Annotated in this window: 12 protein-coding genes; 2 read left to right on the forward strand and 10 right to left on the reverse strand. The window is 34.1% G+C overall.

All coding sequences use genetic code 11. The annotated features are described in order from the left end of the window. Position 1: 1 nt before the first annotated feature. Together Q0787_RS03975 and Q0787_RS03980 are read right to left on the reverse strand one after the other, a co-directional pair. Positions 2–3,295, reverse strand: coding sequence for a CDC27 family protein (locus Q0787_RS03975; RefSeq protein WP_298900940.1), 3,294 nt, complete (start codon positions 3,293–3,295; stop codon positions 2–4). Positions 3,296–3,981: 686 nt separating this feature from the next. Further along, positions 3,982–4,698 (reverse strand): XRE family transcriptional regulator, encoded by a 717-nt coding sequence (locus Q0787_RS03980; RefSeq protein ID WP_298900941.1) that lies wholly within the window; start codon positions 4,696–4,698, stop codon positions 3,982–3,984. Positions 4,699–4,867: 169 nt separating this feature from the next. Between Q0787_RS03980 and Q0787_RS03985 the strand changes: the two genes are divergently transcribed. Both Q0787_RS03985 and Q0787_RS03990 read left to right on the forward strand, forming a co-directional pair. Next, positions 4,868–5,536: a hypothetical protein gene (locus Q0787_RS03985; protein ID WP_298900942.1), complete on the forward strand. Its 669-nt coding sequence runs from the start codon at positions 4,868–4,870 to the stop codon at positions 5,534–5,536. A gap of 165 nt (positions 5,537–5,701) precedes the next feature. Beyond that, entirely contained in the window at positions 5,702–6,967 is a 1,266-nt protein-coding gene (locus tag Q0787_RS03990; protein WP_298900943.1) for a DDE-type integrase/transposase/recombinase, read from the forward strand. Positions 6,968–7,056: 89 nt separating this feature from the next. Here Q0787_RS03990 and Q0787_RS03995 read toward each other — a convergent pair whose 3' ends face one another. From Q0787_RS03995 to Q0787_RS04030, 8 genes are all read right to left on the reverse strand, one after another. Then, a complete protein-coding gene (locus tag Q0787_RS03995; protein WP_298900944.1) occupies positions 7,057–7,317 on the reverse strand; it encodes a hypothetical protein in 261 nt (86 codons plus the stop codon). Positions 7,318–7,610: 293 nt separating this feature from the next. Continuing rightward, positions 7,611–7,901 (reverse strand): hypothetical protein, encoded by a 291-nt coding sequence (locus Q0787_RS04000; protein WP_298900945.1) that lies wholly within the window; start codon positions 7,899–7,901, stop codon positions 7,611–7,613. Positions 7,902–7,916: 15 nt separating this feature from the next. Further along, positions 7,917–9,632: an RHS repeat-associated core domain-containing protein gene (locus Q0787_RS04005; protein ID WP_298900946.1), complete on the reverse strand. Its 1,716-nt coding sequence runs from the start codon at positions 9,630–9,632 to the stop codon at positions 7,917–7,919. Positions 9,633–9,971: 339 nt separating this feature from the next. Then, positions 9,972–10,391 carry a hypothetical protein gene (locus Q0787_RS04010; RefSeq protein WP_298900947.1) on the reverse strand — a complete coding sequence of 140 codons (420 nt, stop codon included), beginning with the start codon at positions 10,389–10,391 and terminating at the stop codon, positions 9,972–9,974. Positions 10,392–10,394: 3 nt separating this feature from the next. Next, entirely contained in the window at positions 10,395–12,029 is a 1,635-nt protein-coding gene (locus tag Q0787_RS04015) for an RHS repeat-associated core domain-containing protein (protein ID WP_298900948.1), read from the reverse strand. Positions 12,030–12,528: 499 nt separating this feature from the next. Continuing rightward, the gene (locus Q0787_RS04020) at positions 12,529–12,777 is read right to left on the reverse strand and encodes a hypothetical protein (RefSeq protein WP_298900949.1); all 249 of its coding nucleotides are present in this window, start codon (positions 12,775–12,777) and stop codon (positions 12,529–12,531) included. A gap of 5 nt (positions 12,778–12,782) precedes the next feature. Next, a complete protein-coding gene (locus Q0787_RS04025) occupies positions 12,783–17,138 on the reverse strand; it encodes a DUF6443 domain-containing protein (protein WP_298900950.1) in 4,356 nt (1,451 codons plus the stop codon). A gap of 11 nt (positions 17,139–17,149) precedes the next feature. Further along, positions 17,150–20,602, reverse strand: a complete 3,453-nt coding sequence (locus Q0787_RS04030) for an RHS repeat domain-containing protein (RefSeq protein ID WP_298900951.1) — start codon at positions 20,600–20,602, stop codon at positions 17,150–17,152. Positions 20,603–20,701: the final 99 nt, after the last annotated feature.

Consider the following 20,701-nt stretch of genomic DNA (forward strand, 5'->3'; position numbering starts at 1 on the left):
TTTAATGATTTTTAACGCTATAAGTCTCTTCATCAAAATAACTTTTAGTTTTTATCAAAATTCCTTTTTCATTATACTCCTTGGAATCTATGATTTTATCATTAAGATAATTTTCTTCTTTTTTTATAGTTCCATCTTCACGAAATTCTTTTGAGACACCATTTCTATTACCATATAGATAACTAATCTGTGTCTTCACTTTGCCGTTAGAAAAATACTTAATGTTTTCTCCGTCATACTCTCCACTCTTATAGGTCATTTCATTTTCTAATTGCCCTGAATAATAATACGATTTATAGGAATTTATTAAATCACCGTTCATGTACTCCATCACTCTTGATAATTTTCCATTGTCAAAATATGCTGTTATTACTCCGGTTTCATTTTCTAATTTTATCATTGGTATTTCTTCGGCATTTTTATCTAAATAAGAATAACCGATAAGAACGTCATGATCATAAAAACGAATTAGCTGTAACTTCCCTTGCGGGTCGTAAAATTCTTTTCTCCCGTGTCTTTCTCCATAGTTATACTCGGTAACCGTCTTTAATTGACCATTTTCGTAATAGGACAATCTTTTCCCTACAGGTTTTCCAATATCATAATGCGATAGGTCTTCTATTTGTCCATTTTCATAGTAATCTATAGCCTCACCATCTAATTCACCTAACACATAGTTGTACTTTGATTTTATTTGTCCGTTTTTAAAATACCCAACCCACGCTCCATGCTCAAATCCATTGAGGTAGTTCCCTGTTAATCTTTTGTTTCCTTCATAATCATACCTCAAGTATTTTCCATGCTTTATTCCATTAACATACTCTATTTCTACATCTGGATTACCGTTAAAATGATTATAGCTTATTTTGTAAGTATTCGTTTTAGGTTCAAATGTTACTATCTCAAAGAGTTCACCATTTAAATCGTAACGTGCGTCCTCAAACATCTCTCCGAATTTATAGGCATATTTCCTACTTAACTTTCCGTTAGCTTCATAAGCAATTTGATCTCCATGGTAATTACCCTTGTGATAAAATTCTAGCGCTCTCAGTGTTCCATTTATATAATAATGTCTCCATTCACCATGAGCCATATTATCTTTATAATACCCTTGTGATTTTAACTGGCCATTTTTATAGTAGTTTGCATAATAACCGTTAAGCAGATTGTCTTTATAAGTACTAATAGATTGTTTTTTTCCATCTTGAAAAAAAGTAACGTGTTCTCCCTCAGCTTTATCATCAATATAATTACCCTCTTCGTATTTAACTCCATTATTTGTATAAAATTTCCACAATCCTTTTTTCCCTCCTGAAATATCATACAGGCCTTCAGAAGTTATATTTCCGTTTGAAGAAAAACCATAATAGAAAAGCTCTCCTCCTTTTTTTCTATCTTCTTTTATAATATTACCCTTTTTATCGAAGAACTTGTAGGAAATGATTTTTCCATTACGATAACTATATTCATAAAGTGGTTTTCCATCATAATCATAATTCTTATAATCGCCATCTAATTTCCCATTACTATATTCAAACTCACCTGCTAAAGTTCCGTTTCTAAAATACATTTTAATAGTACCCTCTAAGGCGCCTTCAACATAGTTTCCTTCTTCATAAATTGTTCCATTAGAATGATATGTCTTATAATTGCCGTGATAATTACCATTCAAAAAATAAGCTTCACTAGACAATTTTTTATTGACATCATATTTTTTCTGAACGCCGTTTTTCACTCCTCCAGAAAAGTTAGTTTCACTATAAATGTTACCGTTAGAGTAATATTCTAATACTTGACCTTCAACTAAAGCATTTTTATACGGAATATCGAATTCTAGTATATCCTCTCCAACAGGAAAATAAGAATTGTATACACCATCTAACTTTCCCTTTTTATAATACTTCTTTTGATATAAAGCGCCCTTATTGTTATAGGATTTATATTCATTCTCTAAAGAGTCTGAAACGTAGTTTGCTTCAATGTAAATCTTTCCATTTTCATGCCACTGCGTATTAGACCCATTAAGTTTTCCGTTGTCATAAACGGCTTTTTCTTTTATTGTTCCATCGGTGTAATACCAAACCCATTCTCCAGTTCTTTCACCATTTAGGTCTAAAGTACCTGTAGCTTTTAATTGCCCACGTTCATCATAGTAAGTCCAATTACCAACAGGGTTTTCATCTTTAACTTCGCCTATAGCAGAAACATAAGTGTTATTAAAATAATACATTATGACTTTATCGGTACCATCAACATTTTCTATGTTTGATGCTATTATTTCTTTCCATTTTTCTCTGTAAGCGCTATAGAAAGCTGAAATGTCGTCTGATTTTTTATCTATTATCTTTTTGTGTTCTTCATTATCTGAAGAATAAAGCAATGTATACGCAAAATCATTAAAAAAGTTGTTCTCTGTTATCCAATTAAAAAAAGGAATATATTTTTCACTCCAAAAACCTCCATTACCTTCTAATTCTTTTAACTGGCTTAGCAGCACATGGTTTTGTCTAACTAAAGCCATATCAATCTCATTTTCAGTTTTATAACCATCTCTTAAGGCTAGCTTTTGATCTAAAATTAAATCTAATTCTTCAAAGACATCATCATCTGGTGATATCCTTATATCCGGATTTGCCTTATTACTATTAGTTGCAGACACTATATTATCTAGAGACTTTATAATTCGTGGAGCATCTGCTCCATCTGTTTGTAGTAATAAATACATATTATAGCACATAATTGCCTGCGCCATTTTCTCCTGCTTAAAACAGATATTACCTAATCTTAAGTGTGGGTAGACATAATAAGGGTTTAATATAATTGTCTTTTGGAGTGCAGATATAGCCTCGTTTAGTTTACCAAGTTTTTCTAATGACAACGCTTTGTTGTACCATAATTTATAATGATTAGGATAATCTACCAAAGCGCTATCAAGGACATCAATGGCTTTCAAATAATCCTCTTTCGCTCTATAAGCTACAGCCAAGTTGATATAAAATGAAACTCTTTCTGTATCACAGTCATTCTCTAAACCTTCGTTTATTGTTGAAATTGCCTCATCATATCTTTCTAACTCTAGTTGATAATACGATTTTGAGGTTAAAACAGAACAGTAAGACGAATCATTTTTATTTATTTTATTAAGATATTCTAATGCCTTAATATTATTACCCGCTTCGACACTTTTTGAGACGAAACTAATTATTTCATCATTATCTATATATTCTAATTTATCTTGAGAAAACGAAAAACTGCTCAGTAGAAGAGCAGTGGCAAGGGCTAAAAACTTATTCATATTATAAAAGTAAAAAAATAATTCATGTGTGTTACTATTACCTGAGCATTTTTGATGTAACTATTAACCTTAATTATAAGGATAGGTTGTTGTCATGTTGCCATTATCGTTGACCACTTTCTTTAATTTTAGACCTGTTGCGTCATGTTTTTTTGGGGCGTTCCCCTCTTTCACTTAAGCTACAGTGGGTCAGGTCTTCCGCTGTATCTTTTTACAAGTTCTCGATACAATGCTCCTCTCGTCGCATCACTCGAACTGACGTAAAAAGGATGCCGCTGCAACCCTTAACGCGAAGCAACAATTGTCGCTCAATCTTACAAAGTAAAAGTACAGAAAATAATCTATACTGTATTAATAATAAAAGCCACAATTTAAATCATGGCTTATATATTATTTAGCTTTTAGCACAAGCGTGGACGCTTGCGCCAGCGAGGATCATATTGGTATGGATATCAACCCACTCTCACATTGGGAAAGTATTGAAGGGATGTTCACAAGAACTAATGGAGAAATACTAAGGTTTATTTTATCTCATAAGATTCTGCTTGAGATGTTTATTCGATATGAACTGGCCTGTCGTGGTCATGATGAAAATCATAAGTGGGTGGGGTTTGAAAAAGCTGAGAAGATTTGGTTAAAATAATTGAATATCTATTTAAAACTCATAATTAATCTTATGAGTTTTTTTAACTCATAGAATTAATACGCACTGAAGCTTTTACAAGTGCCAGCGCTCTTACTTTAGACAAATGCACATCCTTGGGTTGATGATGAGCGTTTTGAGATACTAATTTTATATAATCATCTCCTTTCTCAGATCGCTGTACGTATTTTACACTTATGAACTCTTCTTGAGCCACATCAACGGAGACTAAATACATTTCACCAAAGAAAATATCATTCCTTAGATCTTCTATTTGTTTATAAGCGACTATATCTCCACTTTTCAATAATGGATACATACTATCTCCGGTAACAAAAACAGCCCCATCACATTTAGGTAAATTAGGTATATGCAAAGTATCTATTGGTGTAGTATCTTGATGGTTTTGGAATAATTCGACCAAGCCTGCTGTAGCTTCAATGTTATATAAAGGAATATCTTGGTTTTGTATATTCTTGTCAGAACGTAAACTAAACACATTCCTGGGTTTACCAAAAGATGCGTTATGATCTCTCGTTTCAAAATTTTTTTTAACGACCATTTTTGGCAATTCTTCTTCCCCTGTTATTTGAGATATAGAGACATGTAAGGCTCTTGCTATTTTTTGCAGTTTAGTGAACGGGATGTCGCTCTTTCCGCTTTCATAATCCACATAACTACGCTTTTTAATACCAGATAATGCAACAACCTGATCTTGAGTCAAGTTTTTAACCTCCCTTATTTCTTTTATTTTCAACATCTTATCTAGCTTTATTATTAATTATTGCATTATTTTGCAATACAATGTTGCATTATTCTGCAATATTATTTACATTTGTTACAACTAAAGAGCAAATATATGCAACATTTTGAAATTATTCTAAATACATTTCATCTTTTTAATTATAAATTTAAGTAAGCCGCCAACCATGACCAAACAAAAAAACGCCCTTATTATTGAGCAGGAACCTCTTATTTCGTTTTCTATTGAAGAAGCTCTTAGACGCGTAGCTGAACTTAACCAAGGAATTAGCTTTAAACCAAAATGTTTAAACTCTTATAAGTTAGCTTGCGATGAAATTATATCAAAAAAACAGTTTGATCTTGTGTTTATAAGTATAGACATTGAATCAAAAGATCATGAAAAATTACAGTACATAAAAGACATGATGAAACTGTTTAAGGCATCAAATGATCATGTACAATTCTTAATGCTTACATCTCATCAAGACAACTATATGATTGCACACACGATTAAAACACTTGATCCTGATGCGGTTTTATTAAAAAAAGACGTATCCTTCAATGATTTACTAAAAGCCATTGAAAGCGTTATCAATAGCGTTCCTTTTTATAGTAAATCTGTTTTAAGAATGTTACGTTCTCGTATAACAAGTGATATTCCACTTGACCAAAGAGACAGGCTTATTTTACACCACCTCTCAAAAGGAGTGAGAACTAAAGACCTTTCAGAGCTTGTTCACCTATCTAATAGCGGAATAGAAAGTAGAAAACGCAATCTAAAACGACTCTTTGATGTAGAACAAAAAAATGACCGTTTCCTATTAGAACAAGCTCGAATAAAAGGATTTATCTAGTATTTGAATTAATTTGTAAATAAATTGTAGTTAAAGCAAATGGCTATACTTTAAACATATATAAATTCAAACAGTAAAGCATAATACTTTAAAATATCAAGTTTAAACCTTTACCGCTTTATCTGAGAAGCCTCTATTTTGTTTGCCTAATTTTATTACGGCAATATGAGAACATCGTGGGATACTTCAATCAAACATCTCGTAAAACACGGATTGTTAAACGACCTGTTATCTACTGATCAAATATCTAGCATTCCAAGTTCTAATTTATCTCGCTGGAAAAATGAACCAGATGATAAATACGCATTTTCTGAAATTAATCAAATCATAAAAAAAGAGATTGAATTCATTAAACGAATGAATCAATCTTCAAAAATTAAGAAAATAAATGAAAGCTACTTTAAGTTAGCTGATACCTTTCATCATGTGGTATCTAATATTAAAGGTGTAACATCCTTACTTAAAAATCAGAAAGAACTCATTGTAAATACTATCAACGCTCTAAAAGATATCATCCCAATAAATAACGCCCTAAAACTATTTAACATCTCAAGAAGTACTTTTGAAAACTATAAATCTATCGTGATTCATAAATGTAACGCTTCTTATTTCAAATGGTGTGTTAAACGACTTTCTAATCAACTATTACCAAAAGAAGTTGAAACTATTAAAGTATATATGGAAAATGAGGTTTATAAACACTGGTCAAAATCTTCTATCTATTTAAAGGCCTTACGTGATGAAAATTTAAAATGTGCAATGACGACGTTTTATAAATACTGTCGTTTACTTGGATTTAAAAATAGACCAAGAAAACGAAAATCTGATGGTTATAACCCTATTAAAACATCTAAACCAAATGAACTCTGGTGTGCTGATGTTACTATTTTTAAAACTGCAGATACCTCAAAACATTACATTCATTTCTTAATAGATCATTTCTCTAAATATATTATTGGTTACAAAATTTGTTCTAGTCCGTCTTCCAATGCTATTAAAGAACTGCTTGATAAGGCCTACCAAATACATAAACCTTATAAACTACAATTCTTAACTGATGGTGGAAGTGAAAATGTTAATACAACTGTGTCTAATTTTATAAATAATCCCGAAATTCCTATTGAACATTTTATCGCCCAAAAAGATGTAATCTTTTCCAATTCTATGGTTGAAGCGCTTAACAAAGTCATTAAACATCAATTTCTATTTCCTAAGGATATTGCTAATTCAAATCAGCTCAATAAAATCTTAAATAAATCTGTCGAAATTTATAATCATATACGACCACAAATGAGTCTAGGTGGTAACTCGCCACAAGAAACGTTTAATGGAATTACTATCGATATTTCCAAATACACTCAAAATTTCAATGAACATAAAACTTTAAGAAGACAACTTAACAAGAAAAACATCTGTAATGTATGTTTATAGATTGAAGAACCTTTTAAAAGTAAAAGCAACATCAAAAAATTGAAATTGCTTTTTAATTGATGTTCTTATTTCAAAACACAACATTATAACTATCTTATTCTCAATACAATCCCATTTATGGGACGCTTTATTTTAAAATAGCTATGTAGATTGCACGGCACAACAGATGCCCCTGCATTATTTATGAGCTGTTTAGCAGGTTCTGTATTTCCAAATTTAGCTGAATAAAAAGCAAAACCAATAATTTTTATACTATTTATATAACTATTTACCTTTCTTACGGTAGCTATACTTTGAAGTTCACTTTCTGATTTTGAATCAGTTAAATCAGTTCCTCCTGGGGTTGTCATTTTTCCTTCTAACCCCTCCACTTCAACTTTCCATATAGGATTGTTAGATGCAAATTGATAGTTAGACTGATAAAAGTAATCTTCGGTAATTGGATCTGAGCCAAAGAATCTTCCTAAAGTAGGATCTGCGATTTAAGAAACCTAGGTTTTAAGAACTCTAAGAGGTTTTGTCTTTTGCTAATATATCAATGAACATAGAAAACCAATAATTAAATCTTACTTTAACTATTGGTTTTCAATTATTTATAATCACGAATTAATCCATGACCTTTTTTACAACACTACCGACATTATCAACTTAAACTTAAATGACCAGAGCAATTATCATTAATGACATCTATAATATCAAATAAAAAATCTTTTTGCTCCTCTTTTAAACCTTTGTCATCCAAAAGTTTCAATAAGAATGAATCTTTAAAATCAAATACATCACCCCCATTAGATTTATAACTTCTTAAATCGTTGATTAGAAAATAAAACTCGGTCTGTTTTCTTGCTTTTTCTCCTGGTGAGTAAATATAATTATAGAAATTATTTAGTGTTCTTTTAACTCTAAATTCCAGTTCTTGTCTTGTGACTTTCATATTTTTAATTAATATTTATTTTTTTGTGACATGTTGTGTCCATAATGGTCTTGTAATTTCTAATAAAGCCTTATAACTACTATATAGCATATTAGACGCTGGTGCTATAGAAACATGTGCGCCATGATCATTGACAGCTATAAGCCCCAAAGGTATGTGTTGTATTTTAATTTTAAAAACAGTCAATCCTCTACCCATAACACTAGTAGGATTCAAATTAGCCGACATACCAGGAACATGACCATTTCCCTCAGATGGTCTAAAATTAACCCTTCCATTTGAGTCAACTCTAATATCAACCACTTGAGCTGTAGGGTGGAACTGTGTTCTAACTCCTAGTTTTGAACCAGATTCACCTAAAGAAGGCAAACCATCAGAATCTGTTTTCATCGCTCTATATACATAAATATTAGCATGATCCTCATCGGATGGATCATACGGTGATGGTTCAGCCGCTGAATCGCCCTCCAATAAAGCCATACTACCTAATGCAGTAGCCATTGTAAGAGCTCTAAATAGCATTGATTTAATACCAGTGCCCACTGCACCTCCTCCGCCAGGAATAACTCGGAATGGTGGCGGTGGTGGTGGTGCTAATACAGGAGCACCAGATTGCTTTGATTTCTTTTCATTACAGGTTTCAGGACATTTTGAGCAATCATCACATTGACCAACACTTTCATTCGTGTTATTTTTGTTTTTATTATTATTAGCAACGGCCATTCCACCATCATATGTGTCAAATGCACCATTACCTTCTACAAATCTTTGTCTATGAATTTCCGCATTATAATCGTTGCTATCAGCACCACTAGGATCAGCATAATAAATAGGATTGTTATCAAAAGCACTATAAGTAGACTTTGAGAAGTGCGTCACAGGGTCAATAGCTGTCCATCTAGCAATAGCAGGATCATATTGACGTAAATCCATCTCATACCAATCCACACCTAGAGACTCTTCAAGTTCCATACCATTATACTTAAACTTACTCGCTACAGAATTTGAGTTCGCACTCACCACGTCATTATACCCTTTATGTTTGAGTCCAAAGGGATAGTAGTTGTTTTCTTCTAGTATTTCTAAAGCTCCTGTAGTCACACTCACATGGTCTACATAAAAAGAGGTTAAACTGCTGGTATTGGTATTGTCTTTATCTATTCTTAAGGTTAATCTATTGGCTGCATTAACCGTATAAGTATAACTATGTGTTCCCGTTTGTAAGTTGGCATCCATGGTATTCCAACTCAAATGATTACCATTAGCATCTAACTCTTGGAAATACAATCTTACATTAGATAGCGTATTTCCCTTATCAAATACCAGTGTAATATCTAGGACATCCCCTGGTGAGACTGTTAAATTTGGAAGTTCATTTCTAATCCCTTCATAAGCTGAATTTACATCTACTTTTAGTGTCCCATTAGTAAGCTCAGAGGTTACCGCACCATTATGTACCCAACCATTATAACTGTTGGTTAAATCACTATCTAAGATATCTTGGTAGCTGTCGTTAGGATCAGAGTAGCTTAGTCTTATATTGCCTCGCCTCGCGCCAGCTGGCTCATTCGCTAAAAATGTCCACTGGACATTTTTTAAACGCTCTGCCCTATACTGATACACATACTCATAACTCACACCATTAGGTTCTACATAACCCTCTGGGTGTGAGAAGAACTTTAATACACTATTCTCATAGATGTAGTTCCCCGCATATTCGGTTGTTGTCATGTTGCCATTATCGTTGACCACTTTCTTTAATTTTAGACCTGTTGCGTCATGCTTTTTTGGGCGTTACCCTCTTTCGCTTAAGCTACAGTGGGTCAGGTCTTCCGCTGTATCTTTTTACAAGTTCTCGATACAATGCTCCTATTGTCGCATCACTCGAACTGACGTAAAAAGGATGCCGCTGCAACCCTTAACGCAAAGCCACACCTGTCGCTCAATATTATAAAGTTAAAAGTACAGAAAATAATCTACATGCTATTAAAAACAAAAGCCACAACTTACATTATGGCTTTTGTATTATTTAGCTTTTAGCACAAGCGTGGACACTTGCGCCAGCGAGGGTCATCTAATAATATATAATCCTCTTAAATCCGGCGTGTAATGTAAATCATTAATACCTAGATCTTTTTCTTTACAAATATTAATATCTTTCTCAAATTGAACACAATTTGCTATTAAAGGCACTACTCTTACTTCTTTATTATTTATTTTCAATTTCTGATTAAAAATAGAATACAAACTTAGATTATACTCTTCTCCAACCTCAATTAAATCACTAGACTCTTTTTTTTTCAGCTTTTCAGAAATGACTTTATAGTTTAGATTTCCTTTTCTCAAATAAACAAGGTAAAAAGAACCTATTGAGTCAATTTTAAAAACTTTATAGTTTTTTTTTGAGTTTTGAATTTGATCTTTTTTTACATTTCTTGTATCACTACCAAAGGTAAACACTATTACAATTGTGATTATTAAATACTTCATTTTTTAATACTTTGTCAATTTAACTGTATGAAAAATTTGATCCAAGTTTGGTCCAGTAAAGGCTCTTGTTTCATGTAGCCTAGAGAACTCAATTGCATTTTTAATATTTAGTCGTACTCCATTCTTATCGAAATAACCTAGTGTTACATCTCCAGATTGCTTTGCTGCAGCTTCATGTGCTAAATAATATATAGCCGACGCATAATCTTCACCTCCACTTACTTGTCCGAAACCAGTTGCTTTTCCATTAGCTTGTACTAGTTTACCTCCTAAATAAGACTCTGTAATTTCGTGTAAGGTGGTTTGCCCTGGGTCATGATTAATTTTATCCATTCCACTTAACGCCGAAACATTAATCTCTTGGAATGTTTCAACTTGATTGATTATTCCATTACCTTCTAAACTTGAATCAACTGAAGGAGGTGTAAATCCGCCCGTTATTATATTACCCATAAATGTACCTATTAAAACCCCTGCTCCTGTTGAAATATAGTCATTATCTGTAGCCGAAACATTTACATGCACATAAGGGTCATCTATTGCATTAACCAGCTTCTGCGCATCATCAGACAAAGTAGCTTCAGAATCAACCAAAGTATATGACAGTCTTCCATCTTTCATAGATAAATTAAGTTCTGTACTTACCGATGCTTGTAATTCCGCCAAAGCTTCTTTAGATTTATTCCCTGTTATATCTATGGTAAACCTCCCATCTGGATCAATAAAGCTAACGGGATTATTCATCATTGAACTATAAGCTGAATAACTATAGTAATTTTCTGCTAATGGATCAATATTCATCCAGCGCCCTAAAACGGCATCATAATTTCTAAAACCAAAATCGTACCAATCCAGTCCAAGTTCTTTATTAAGCTCTTTTCCATTATATTTATATTTACTTGCCATAGAGTTGCTATTTGAAGATACGACGACATTATAGCCTTTTTGTTTCAAGCCAAAAGGATAGTAGTTGTTTTCTTCTAGTATTTCTAATGCGCCTGTTGTGACACTCACATGGTCTACATAAAAAGAGGTTAAACTACCGGTATTGGTATTGTCCTTATCTATTCTTAAGGTTAATCTGTTGGCTGCATTAACCGTATAGGTGTAATTATGTGTTCCTGTTTGTAAGTTGGCATCCATGGTATTCCAACTTAAATGATTACCATTAGCATCTAACTCTTGGAAATACAATCTTACATTAGATAGTGTATTACCCTTATCAAACACCAGTGTAATATCTAGCACATCCCCTGGTGAAACTGTTAAATTTGGAAGTTCATTTCTAATCCCTTCATAAGCCGAGTTGACATCTACCCTTAGTGTTCCGTTTATAAGCTCTGAGGTGACCGCACCATTATGTACCCAACCACTATAACTGTTGGTTAAATCACTGTCTAAAATATCTTGGTAGCTGTCGTTAGGATCAGAGTAGCTTAATCTAACATTCCCTCGCCTCGCGCCAGCTGGCTCATTCGCTAAAAATGTCCACTGGACATTTTTTAAACGCTCTGCCCTATACTGGTACACATACTCATAACTCACACCATTTGGTTCTACATAACCCTCTGGTTGAGAAAAGAACTTTAATACACTATTCTCATAGATGTAGTTCCCCGCATATTCGGTTGTTGTCATGTTGCCATTATCGTTGACCACTTTCTTTAATTTTAGACCTGTTGCGTCGTGTTTTTTTGGGGCGTTCCCCTCTTTCGCTTAAGCTACAGTGGGTCAGGTCTTACGCTGTATCTTTTTACAAGTTCTCGATACAATGCTCCTCTCGTCGCATCACTCGAACTGACGTAAAAAGGATGCCGCTACAACCCTTAACGCGAAGCAACAGTTGTCGTTTAATGTTACCAAGTAAAAGTACAGAAAATAATCTATAAAAACTCTAAAACAAAAGCCATGACTATTATCACAGCTTTGTCTTTCTTTATTTAGCACAAGCGTGGACGCTTGCGCCAGCGAGGTGAACTATTATGAAGAAAAGCAGTAATTTATAATTACACTTTCGTCTATGACCTAGTTTACTACACTACCCACTTTAACTATTGGTTTTCAAGTATTTAAAATCATGTTTTAGTCCATGTCCTTTTTTACTACACTACCTGACGAGAGCTAACTGAAATTGCTATTATTCATACATCTTCGCAGCATACAATATGTCTGCAAAAATTCTCCAATCAATATTTTCTGGAATAGGTAAATTCATGTTTTCATAATACCCTTCCATATCTTCTACCCAACTTTCCATACCTTCTAAAAAGGTATTTAATTTATTGTTCTCCCAAGAGTCTCCGTTATTATAAAAGTCTTGAATAAATTGACCAATAAAGTTTAAAAAATCTTTTTTGTCTTTTATTTTATTTATTTCCTGTTGCATAATTTCTATTTAATTATTAAGCTTTTCCCATTTCCTAGTTTCAATTTAATAGATACTCCACTCGTTCTTGTTGTCATTTTCCACATTTGACTTTGAGCCTGAGAGCTTGTAACCCAATTAACAGGGGCTTCTTTTAACCCCGATAATTTGAATGCAGCAAGTCTTCTATGATCTAATGTCCAAATTTTACCGTTAGCGTCTTTCCATACATTCATTGTAAGAACGTTTGCATCTAAGCTACCATTACTTAACGCCTTTGCATTTCCAAGTACAGTATAGTTACCAGTAGTATTCTTTATGCTATTTTGCATAAAATGAATGTTTCTTGTAGCAACACTAGAGGGTCCGCCAATTATAGCTAAATTTCCAGAACTTCCCGAAGGTGCCTGACCTGTAACTCGTCCATCATAATTAACACTATAAACATTGCCGCCATACTCTATACTTCCGCTGTGAAATAATTTACCGAAGAAACCATTAGAAGCCCCTTGTACTTTAGAACCAGTTATCAGTCGCCCTAACTCATTTACATTTTGATTCTCAAATGAATAATAGTTAGAGTTTCGTATATGCATTCCTATCTCAAAGGCCCCAGTTCTATTATGCATATTGTTAAAAGCCTTGCTTAATGCATCGCCTCCTTTCTTGTGTTGTATAGTAACTTCAGGCAACATAACCATACCCGCCAGTTCAGTTTCTGTTTCAAAAATGGCTCGTTCCCAATCTTTACTCCTCTTACCAGTATCATTATTTACATAAGTTCCATCATTACTTTCCCAATCATACTTCCAACTATCAGCACCACTTGGGTCAGCCCAAAAAACTGGATTGTTATCCATGACAGAATATGGCGATACAGAAAAATGAGTTACAACATCTGTACCATTCCATCTGGCAATGGCCGCGTCGTGAAATCTAAAGAACATTTCAGACATATTGACACCAAGTGCTTCTTCGTGTTCTACACCGTTATAAGTAAACTTCTTAGCCGTACTATTACTATTAGCGGATACGATATTGTTGTAACCTTTATGTTTTAAGCCAAAGGGATAGTAGTTGTTTTCTTCTAGTATTTCTAATGCGCCTTTGGTCACACTCACATGGTCTACATAAAAAGAGGTTAGACTACTGGTATTGGTATTGTCCTTGTCTATTCTTAAGGTTAATCTATTGGCTGCATTAACCGTATAGGTGTAATTATGTGTTCCTGTTTGTAAGTTGCTATCCATGGTATTCCAGCTCAAATGGTTCCCATTAGCATCTAACTCTTGGAAATACAATCTTACATTAGATAACGTATTTCCCTTATCAAATACCAGTGTAATATCTAATACATCACCTGGTGAGACCGTTAAATTTGGAAGTTCATTTCTAATCCCTTCATAAGCCGAATTTACATCTACTTTTAGTGTTCCGTTTATAAGCTCAGAGGTTACCGCACCATTATGTACCCAACCACTATAACTGTTAGTTAAATCACTGTCTAAAATATCTTGGTAGCTGTCGTTAGGATCAGAGTAGCTCAATCTAATATTCCCTAAATGGTCTTTGTATTGGTACACATACTCATAACTCACACCATTAGGTTCTACATAACCCTCTGGATGAGAAAAGAACTTTAATACACTATTCTCATAGATGTAGTTCCCCGCATATTCGGTTGTTGTCATGTTGCCATTATCGTTGACCACTTTCTTTAATTTTAGACCTGTTGCGTCGTAAATATAATCAATTTTCTTGGTACTCGAGTTGCTAAATTTCACCTCTGTTGGTAAATTTAAATGGTTGTATGCAATACTAGTAATATCCTTGTTTTTGTCCTCTATCATATTCCCATTATCATCATAACCATAGTCTGTTCCATTAAGATGTCCATCTATAAAGCCTTCGGTTTGTTGGTTGGTCACCAAATCTTGAACCGTTGTGAGTTGATTGTAATCATAGGTGTAAATAAGGTTATCAAAAACAGCTGTTGCGCCTGTACGTTGTAAGCTCGCAATATTTCCGTTTTTGTCATATTGCAATCCGTTAACATGGTAACCATTAGCCTGAGCATAACCACTACCTGTGTCTATAGCCATATTTCCCGCTGTGATTCTATTAAGTGCATCATAGTTGTACCCATAACCTCTTACAGTGGCTGTTGGATCGTTGGCTGTTTTCCAAATCGTTTCACTTATGTTTCCATTATAGAGTTTGTCATTATTTAAACCAAGTTCTTGGCTATCATAATTAATTTTAAAACTAAACAAATCATTACCTATAGCGTCTGGATTGTTTATTTGCTTAAGCCAGCCTCTAATGTTATACGTATAATCTATAGTTTGTAGTGTTGCGCTCTCCTGGTTTCCTACACCTTTACTCGTTAATTGCCCAAGCTCATCATAGGTATTTGATACAATCAGTTCTTCGGGATGTCCTGTAATTTGTTGTTTTTGAGTAAGCAGTCTATTGGCATGATCGTAAGTAAACCTATCGGTTACTACAATAGCAGCATTAGTATCCTTAGTATGTGAACTTTCGGTCTTGGTAACAATGCCTGTAAAGTCCAACTCTGATTTAATTATATCATCTGTACTAAGATAAGTATTCTCACTACCTGCATAAATAGGCTGCGCTTTGTCATCATAATAGCTTACCGAAGTGATCCAATTATTGGTGCCTAACACACGAACCAGACTTCCTGTTGGAAGTGACTTGGTATCACTAGTCACTTGCGTTCCAAATACTGTTCCCGGATTAGCAACCGCAGTGGTTAAACTTGCATTATACCCATCGTAATAATTAACACTGTGTAATGTTAGGTTAGTCGTTGGATACACATTATTAGAGTAGTACACCGTAACACCATCAATCGTAGACGTACTCGAATCGTCTACCGATGAGGCACTGGCATTTACAGTGGCCTGCACATTACCTCTACTTCCAGCCAGTGCTGTTGTTGTAAATAGTCCTGTATACGCCACACGATCAAAAGTGTCATACTTTGTAAACGACCATTCCATTGGGCTTTTTGCGCGTTGCATAGCATCTTGGGTCGCCATTGGTCTGTCTAGTTTATCATAAACAATATATTCCCAGCCCTTTTGTGGAATCTTCTTTTCTACGAGTCTATTACGATAATCATAATGGTACTGGTAACACAAACCATCAAGCACTTTCGTTTTAATGATGTTGGTTGGTAAGCTAGCCACTATAGCTTCTTTTACTAAACTTGTAGTTCCGCTACCTGCAATAAACAAATGTCCGTCTTGAATAGAGACGGTATAATCACCATTAAGAATGGTACCAACTACCATATCTGGAATGGTGGATTTCAAATGAAATATCGCACCTTGTCTAAGATCGGTACTTGGACTAAAGGTCATATCAAAATCTATGGTTATCGTATTGGCGGTTTCATCCACAATAATATCAACTTGTCCTGTTCCGCTTCCCACAACATTTCCTTTTTTGTCTAATGGTAAAAACGACTTGTAGGTATCATCATCCACAAAGGATTCTGGTGAAAAGCTTTTTAATATGAGATCGCTCCCTTTTGGAGACAGCACATAAGTAAGGTTTCCAAAATCATCATACACATAGTTCGTATTGTGTTCTAAACCATTAGAATCATAAGTGCGTTTTAAGATGACTTGACCTTGAGAGTTAGTAAACTCTTCTGTGGTATGTGCTTTTGGGTAGGTCTGTCCTGGTTGCCAGTTCTCATCTTTAGTAATGGTCTTATAAAGTTCTCCTACTAGATATTGGCCATCGTAATAAAGTTGTGGCGCCTCAGTATTTAAATCTGGAAAAATAACACTGTATTTATCTATGTTTACAGTATTGGTTTGATAGTCAAACTTAATAGTATGATCTAAATCTGAAATTGAATCTACAGCCCAAGAATCACCAGGCGCGCCCTGCTCTAACACTCTGTTAAGAGGGGACTTTTCAAAATGCTTTTCTGAAAATGGATTTGGACTATTAACATCCAAATCGTCTGGATATTTTGCCAAGTATTGATTGTCTAAATCGTCAAAAAAGGTTTGGTCTTGGGTTTGAAAATTAAAAGAACTTACTGCTCTTGAGTATGGTAAATAGTCGAAAACTTGCCTGCCATAATTATCATAAACCATTGGTACGATAATATCTTCTTTATTGCCACCCGCTTGTTTGGCAATAGATTGCTTAGCTCTCCCTAAACCGTCAAAGTAGGTGATGCTTTCTATTTTGTCGTCATCGGTTAAAGCGTTTATTTCTGACTGCGTCTTTACAGCTTCTTTATAAGTTGTAGATTTTACGTAGTTCTCTGTTGTGGTTTGTGCCAATACTATAGATGACACAAATGCAAAAGCTAATGTGATTATTGATCTTTTCATTGTTATAAGTATTAGTATTGGTTTTTGTAGTTATACTCGTTTTCACTTAAAATGTTGCCGTCTTGATCTTTAACATGTAAGAGTCTATTGAAGGCATCATAATAATAAGTCATAGAATAGCCTCTAGCATCTTTTACAGAGGTGATTCCCGTTAAAGGATCGTAAGTGTAAGTGCTAATTTGAGCATTAGATAAATCTGTATGATTTCTAAGGTCGTCTAGCTCCGTTTTGAGTATGTTCTCATTCGCCACATTGGTGTCATTATTCGAAGCAGTTTTCGCATCGTTGATTGCGGCCAACAAACCAGCCGAAATATTATCATAACTATGGTTTACTATTTTAGCAATAGGTCTCGTATCATGATAACCCCAGACATACATAATCCTAATACCATCTGCCTTACTAACCTCTAAAGGATTACCATAGCTGTCATAAGAATGAAACGTTATACGAGCTTCTGGAGCATCACTTCCTTTACCTACATTTATTGTTTGAGGTAAAACTTGGTCGGTAGTAAATTCGTGATAGATGTTTTGTGTTTCGTTGAGTTTAATGGTATTTTTAAATGTTTCGGTTTCTAAAACCTCGTTCACCTTATTTAAACTTACAAGTTCATTTCTAATCGCTAAGGAATTACTCCCTAAGGTTGCTCCTACAGGATAGTAATATTTAGTTTCGATATGCTGTTCTGTACCGCCTTCATCATAGTAGCTATCTTGAACACTTATTTGATAATTCTCAGAATTGTATAAAAACTCCTGTCTACTTTCTTTAACTAATGTCGTCGCTCCGTCATAAAAGAAGTCTTTGGTTGTACTTCCTTTGAGCTTAGCCCAGCCCGATTTAAAATCTGCGTTATCCAATGGAAAAGCACCACAATTAGGATATGGGCCTTGAAAACCAGGAAAATTGTACTGATTACTTATGGTACCATTAACCCATAAACCATACTCACTATAAAAGAATATCCATTCACAATTAGGCTTATACACCGTTTTATCATTAAACAATACGTCCTCATCAAATTGATAATTTGGCAGATTATTATCATCTAAATAACTTGTTTCTTTAAGAATGAGACTATCTTTATTAAAGGTACGCTCTCTTAACAATAGCCCTCTTTTATAATCTAGGTTTTCTTTAGGTCTTGGTTGTGTAAAATCAAATACTTGATTATCGCTTGCATATTCATAAGGAGAGGTGTATGCATAGGTTGAAAAACCATTATCGGTTTCATAGACTTTAACATGTCTATACCCAATATAACTGCCTTGTGTAAGTTCAACATTGACGGTTTTTTCAACGACATCATAATTAATAGGTCTTACAATAAATGACGTAGGAGATTCACCTGCATCACTATATGTCCATCTGTTTGTATTTAATGTATATTGTCGCTCTAAACGATCGGCTTTTGAGTCGACAACTCCTGAAGACAAACTACTGTTGACTTCATCATTATAATCGTACATAATACTCTTTTCAGCAGTTGTATTTAATGGATCGTTGAGAAACTTTACTTCTTTAATTCTTACACCGCCACCAATCATTTCTTGTTTTGGGTTGGTAATAATATTAGAATACATAGATTGAAAAGTTCCTGCAATAACATAAGTATCTTGGGTTAGACTTCCGCTAGGGACTAAGGTTACTCTATAAATCCCTGCTGGCAAATCTGTTAATTGTACGCAAGATTGGTTTAATTCAACAAAGCGTTCGTAATTAACATTATTGTTAACATCATTACTATGAATTCTTATTCGATGATCATCCAAATATCCATTTGGTGTGGATGTTGCTGTAGACGATACGAATATATCTTGCTCGTGATTTAAAGTAAATATTTCAATAAATTCTGTTCCTCCTGGGTTTTGGCCATTGTCATGAGAAAAACTAGAAGGAGGATTATTTGGTGTGGTCCAATTTCTTGGGTTTTCGTTATAGTCGTTTGCTCCTATAAGTTGGTTCTGATAGTAGGAATAACTATTGTGTTCAAAAACAAACTCTTTAACACCTCCCGTTGGATATTCTATAGATTTTAAAAGACCCGTTCTTATAATATCTTCTGAATATGCGCTACCAGAACACCCGGAAGACCCTACATTTATACCACTATAATAACCCCAACTATCACCTCTAATATCATCTTTATTAAAGCCTGGTAAATTTTGTTTGTCGTTATAGTCTAAGATATAATCATGGTCTATTGTATTCGCCGTTTCCGTTACTTTTGTTAACCATAAACGTTTCAACAAGTTTTGTGACCCCAATGAGTTGTCTACTGTTTCTTGATAACTCAATTGGTAAGTTTTATTTAGAATAATATTATTGATATCATTGGCGTCCTCAATTCGTATCTTATCTAATACGGCACCATCTGTTTCTGGATGAGGGTAACCCTGTTTAATATCAAATAGCACTCTAATATTGTCTCTAATAAAAGTGATGTTTTGTATTTTTTTTGTGTAAGTACTCATATTTTGGTAAGAAACCGTTTGTAATGGTTCTAAAACACCTTGATTAAAGGAGCTTGCGACAAATCCGTTATAATCTGTCATTAAGTGAGCATTAGAGATCCTACTAGTGGTTCTGCTTGCCGAAGCCACATAATTTTCTAAAATATTATGATAAGAAAAGCTCACTAAATCCTCACCATTACTAGCCTCTACTTTTGATAAATGCCAAGCAGTATTTGCGGAATAATTATAATTCTTAGGAGAAGCACTTACATTCCCTGCACTTGTACCTTGAGCAATTGATCCTGTAAAAGGTGTTGTTTGAGAACTTTCAACAACATCAAAAGTATAGATATAACCTTTCATATCCGTAACCGTAAAATCAGAAATCTCAAAATCGGAATTATGATTAAACTCAACCTTAAACTTTCCTGTTTTACTAATAAATTCAGGGACAAGGGTATTACCTTCTTTTAAAATTACAAAGCGTCCAGAATAACCCATAAAGTTGAACTGATATAAATCTGGTTTATTATCATATTTATTTCCATTATCTCCGATAACCAAATAATTAAATTTCACTTTTAACGGGTCTGATAATGATGCATAATTCCAGTAGTCATCTAAATGATAAATCCCTGTCTTAATTGTCGACGAATTGCTTGGCGTAATCTCATCAGGCTCGCCGCGAACCGTTCTAGATATCACACCACCAGCGTTTAAAGACCATCCTGTTCCTGTCCATCCAGAGATATTATTAATCTTAACACCTTGAGTATTATAACTCAGGCCTATATTAACAGCTAAGTCGCCATTAAGAGCCTTAGAATAGATTGGGATAGAAATATTAGGTTGTCCTGTATAATAACTTACAGGAACTTCTTCAAACTGCATTAAATTGGCTACAGTTGGTGAGGGCGGAATGATTTCTGGTAATTCTTGACCATAGGACATTGAACATAGCATCACCATAATGATGGTCATACTAGAGCTTACAAAATTTTTCATTAATAAATGAGTTTAATAGTTAATGCAAACACAAAACCCACGACTTGAAATGAACAAAGAATTCTGGTGCGGTATTTGTGCCTAATTGTTACCCGATAA

It is taken from the genome of uncultured Psychroserpens sp. (genome assembly GCF_947492715.1).
Classification (GTDB): Bacteria; Bacteroidota; Bacteroidia; order Flavobacteriales; family Flavobacteriaceae; genus Psychroserpens.

Excerpts from the sequence above, each read along its gene's own strand:
- Q0787_RS03975 (WP_298900940.1), bottom strand. The coding sequence starts at position 3,295 with ATGAATAAGTTTTTAGCCCTTGCCACTGCTCTTCTACTGAGCAGTTTT.
- Q0787_RS03980 (WP_298900941.1), bottom strand. The coding sequence starts at position 4,698 with ATGTTGAAAATAAAAGAAATAAGGGAGGTTAAAAACTTGACTCAAGAT.
- Q0787_RS03985 (WP_298900942.1), top strand. The coding sequence starts at position 4,868 with ATGACCAAACAAAAAAACGCCCTTATTATTGAGCAGGAACCTCTTATT.
- Q0787_RS03990 (WP_298900943.1), top strand. The coding sequence starts at position 5,702 with ATGAGAACATCGTGGGATACTTCAATCAAACATCTCGTAAAACACGGA.
- Q0787_RS03995 (WP_298900944.1), bottom strand. The coding sequence starts at position 7,317 with ATGACAACCCCAGGAGGAACTGATTTAACTGATTCAAAATCAGAAAGT.
- Q0787_RS04000 (WP_298900945.1), bottom strand. The coding sequence starts at position 7,901 with ATGAAAGTCACAAGACAAGAACTGGAATTTAGAGTTAAAAGAACACTA.
- Q0787_RS04005 (WP_298900946.1), bottom strand. The coding sequence starts at position 9,632 with ATGACAACAACCGAATATGCGGGGAACTACATCTATGAGAATAGTGTA.
- Q0787_RS04010 (WP_298900947.1), bottom strand. The coding sequence starts at position 10,391 with ATGAAGTATTTAATAATCACAATTGTAATAGTGTTTACCTTTGGTAGT.
- Q0787_RS04015 (WP_298900948.1), bottom strand. The coding sequence starts at position 12,029 with ATGACAACAACCGAATATGCGGGGAACTACATCTATGAGAATAGTGTA.
- Q0787_RS04020 (WP_298900949.1), bottom strand. The coding sequence starts at position 12,777 with ATGCAACAGGAAATAAATAAAATAAAAGACAAAAAAGATTTTTTAAAC.
- Q0787_RS04025 (WP_298900950.1), bottom strand. The coding sequence starts at position 17,138 with ATGAAAAGATCAATAATCACATTAGCTTTTGCATTTGTGTCATCTATA.
- Q0787_RS04030 (WP_298900951.1), bottom strand. The coding sequence starts at position 20,602 with ATGAAAAATTTTGTAAGCTCTAGTATGACCATCATTATGGTGATGCTA.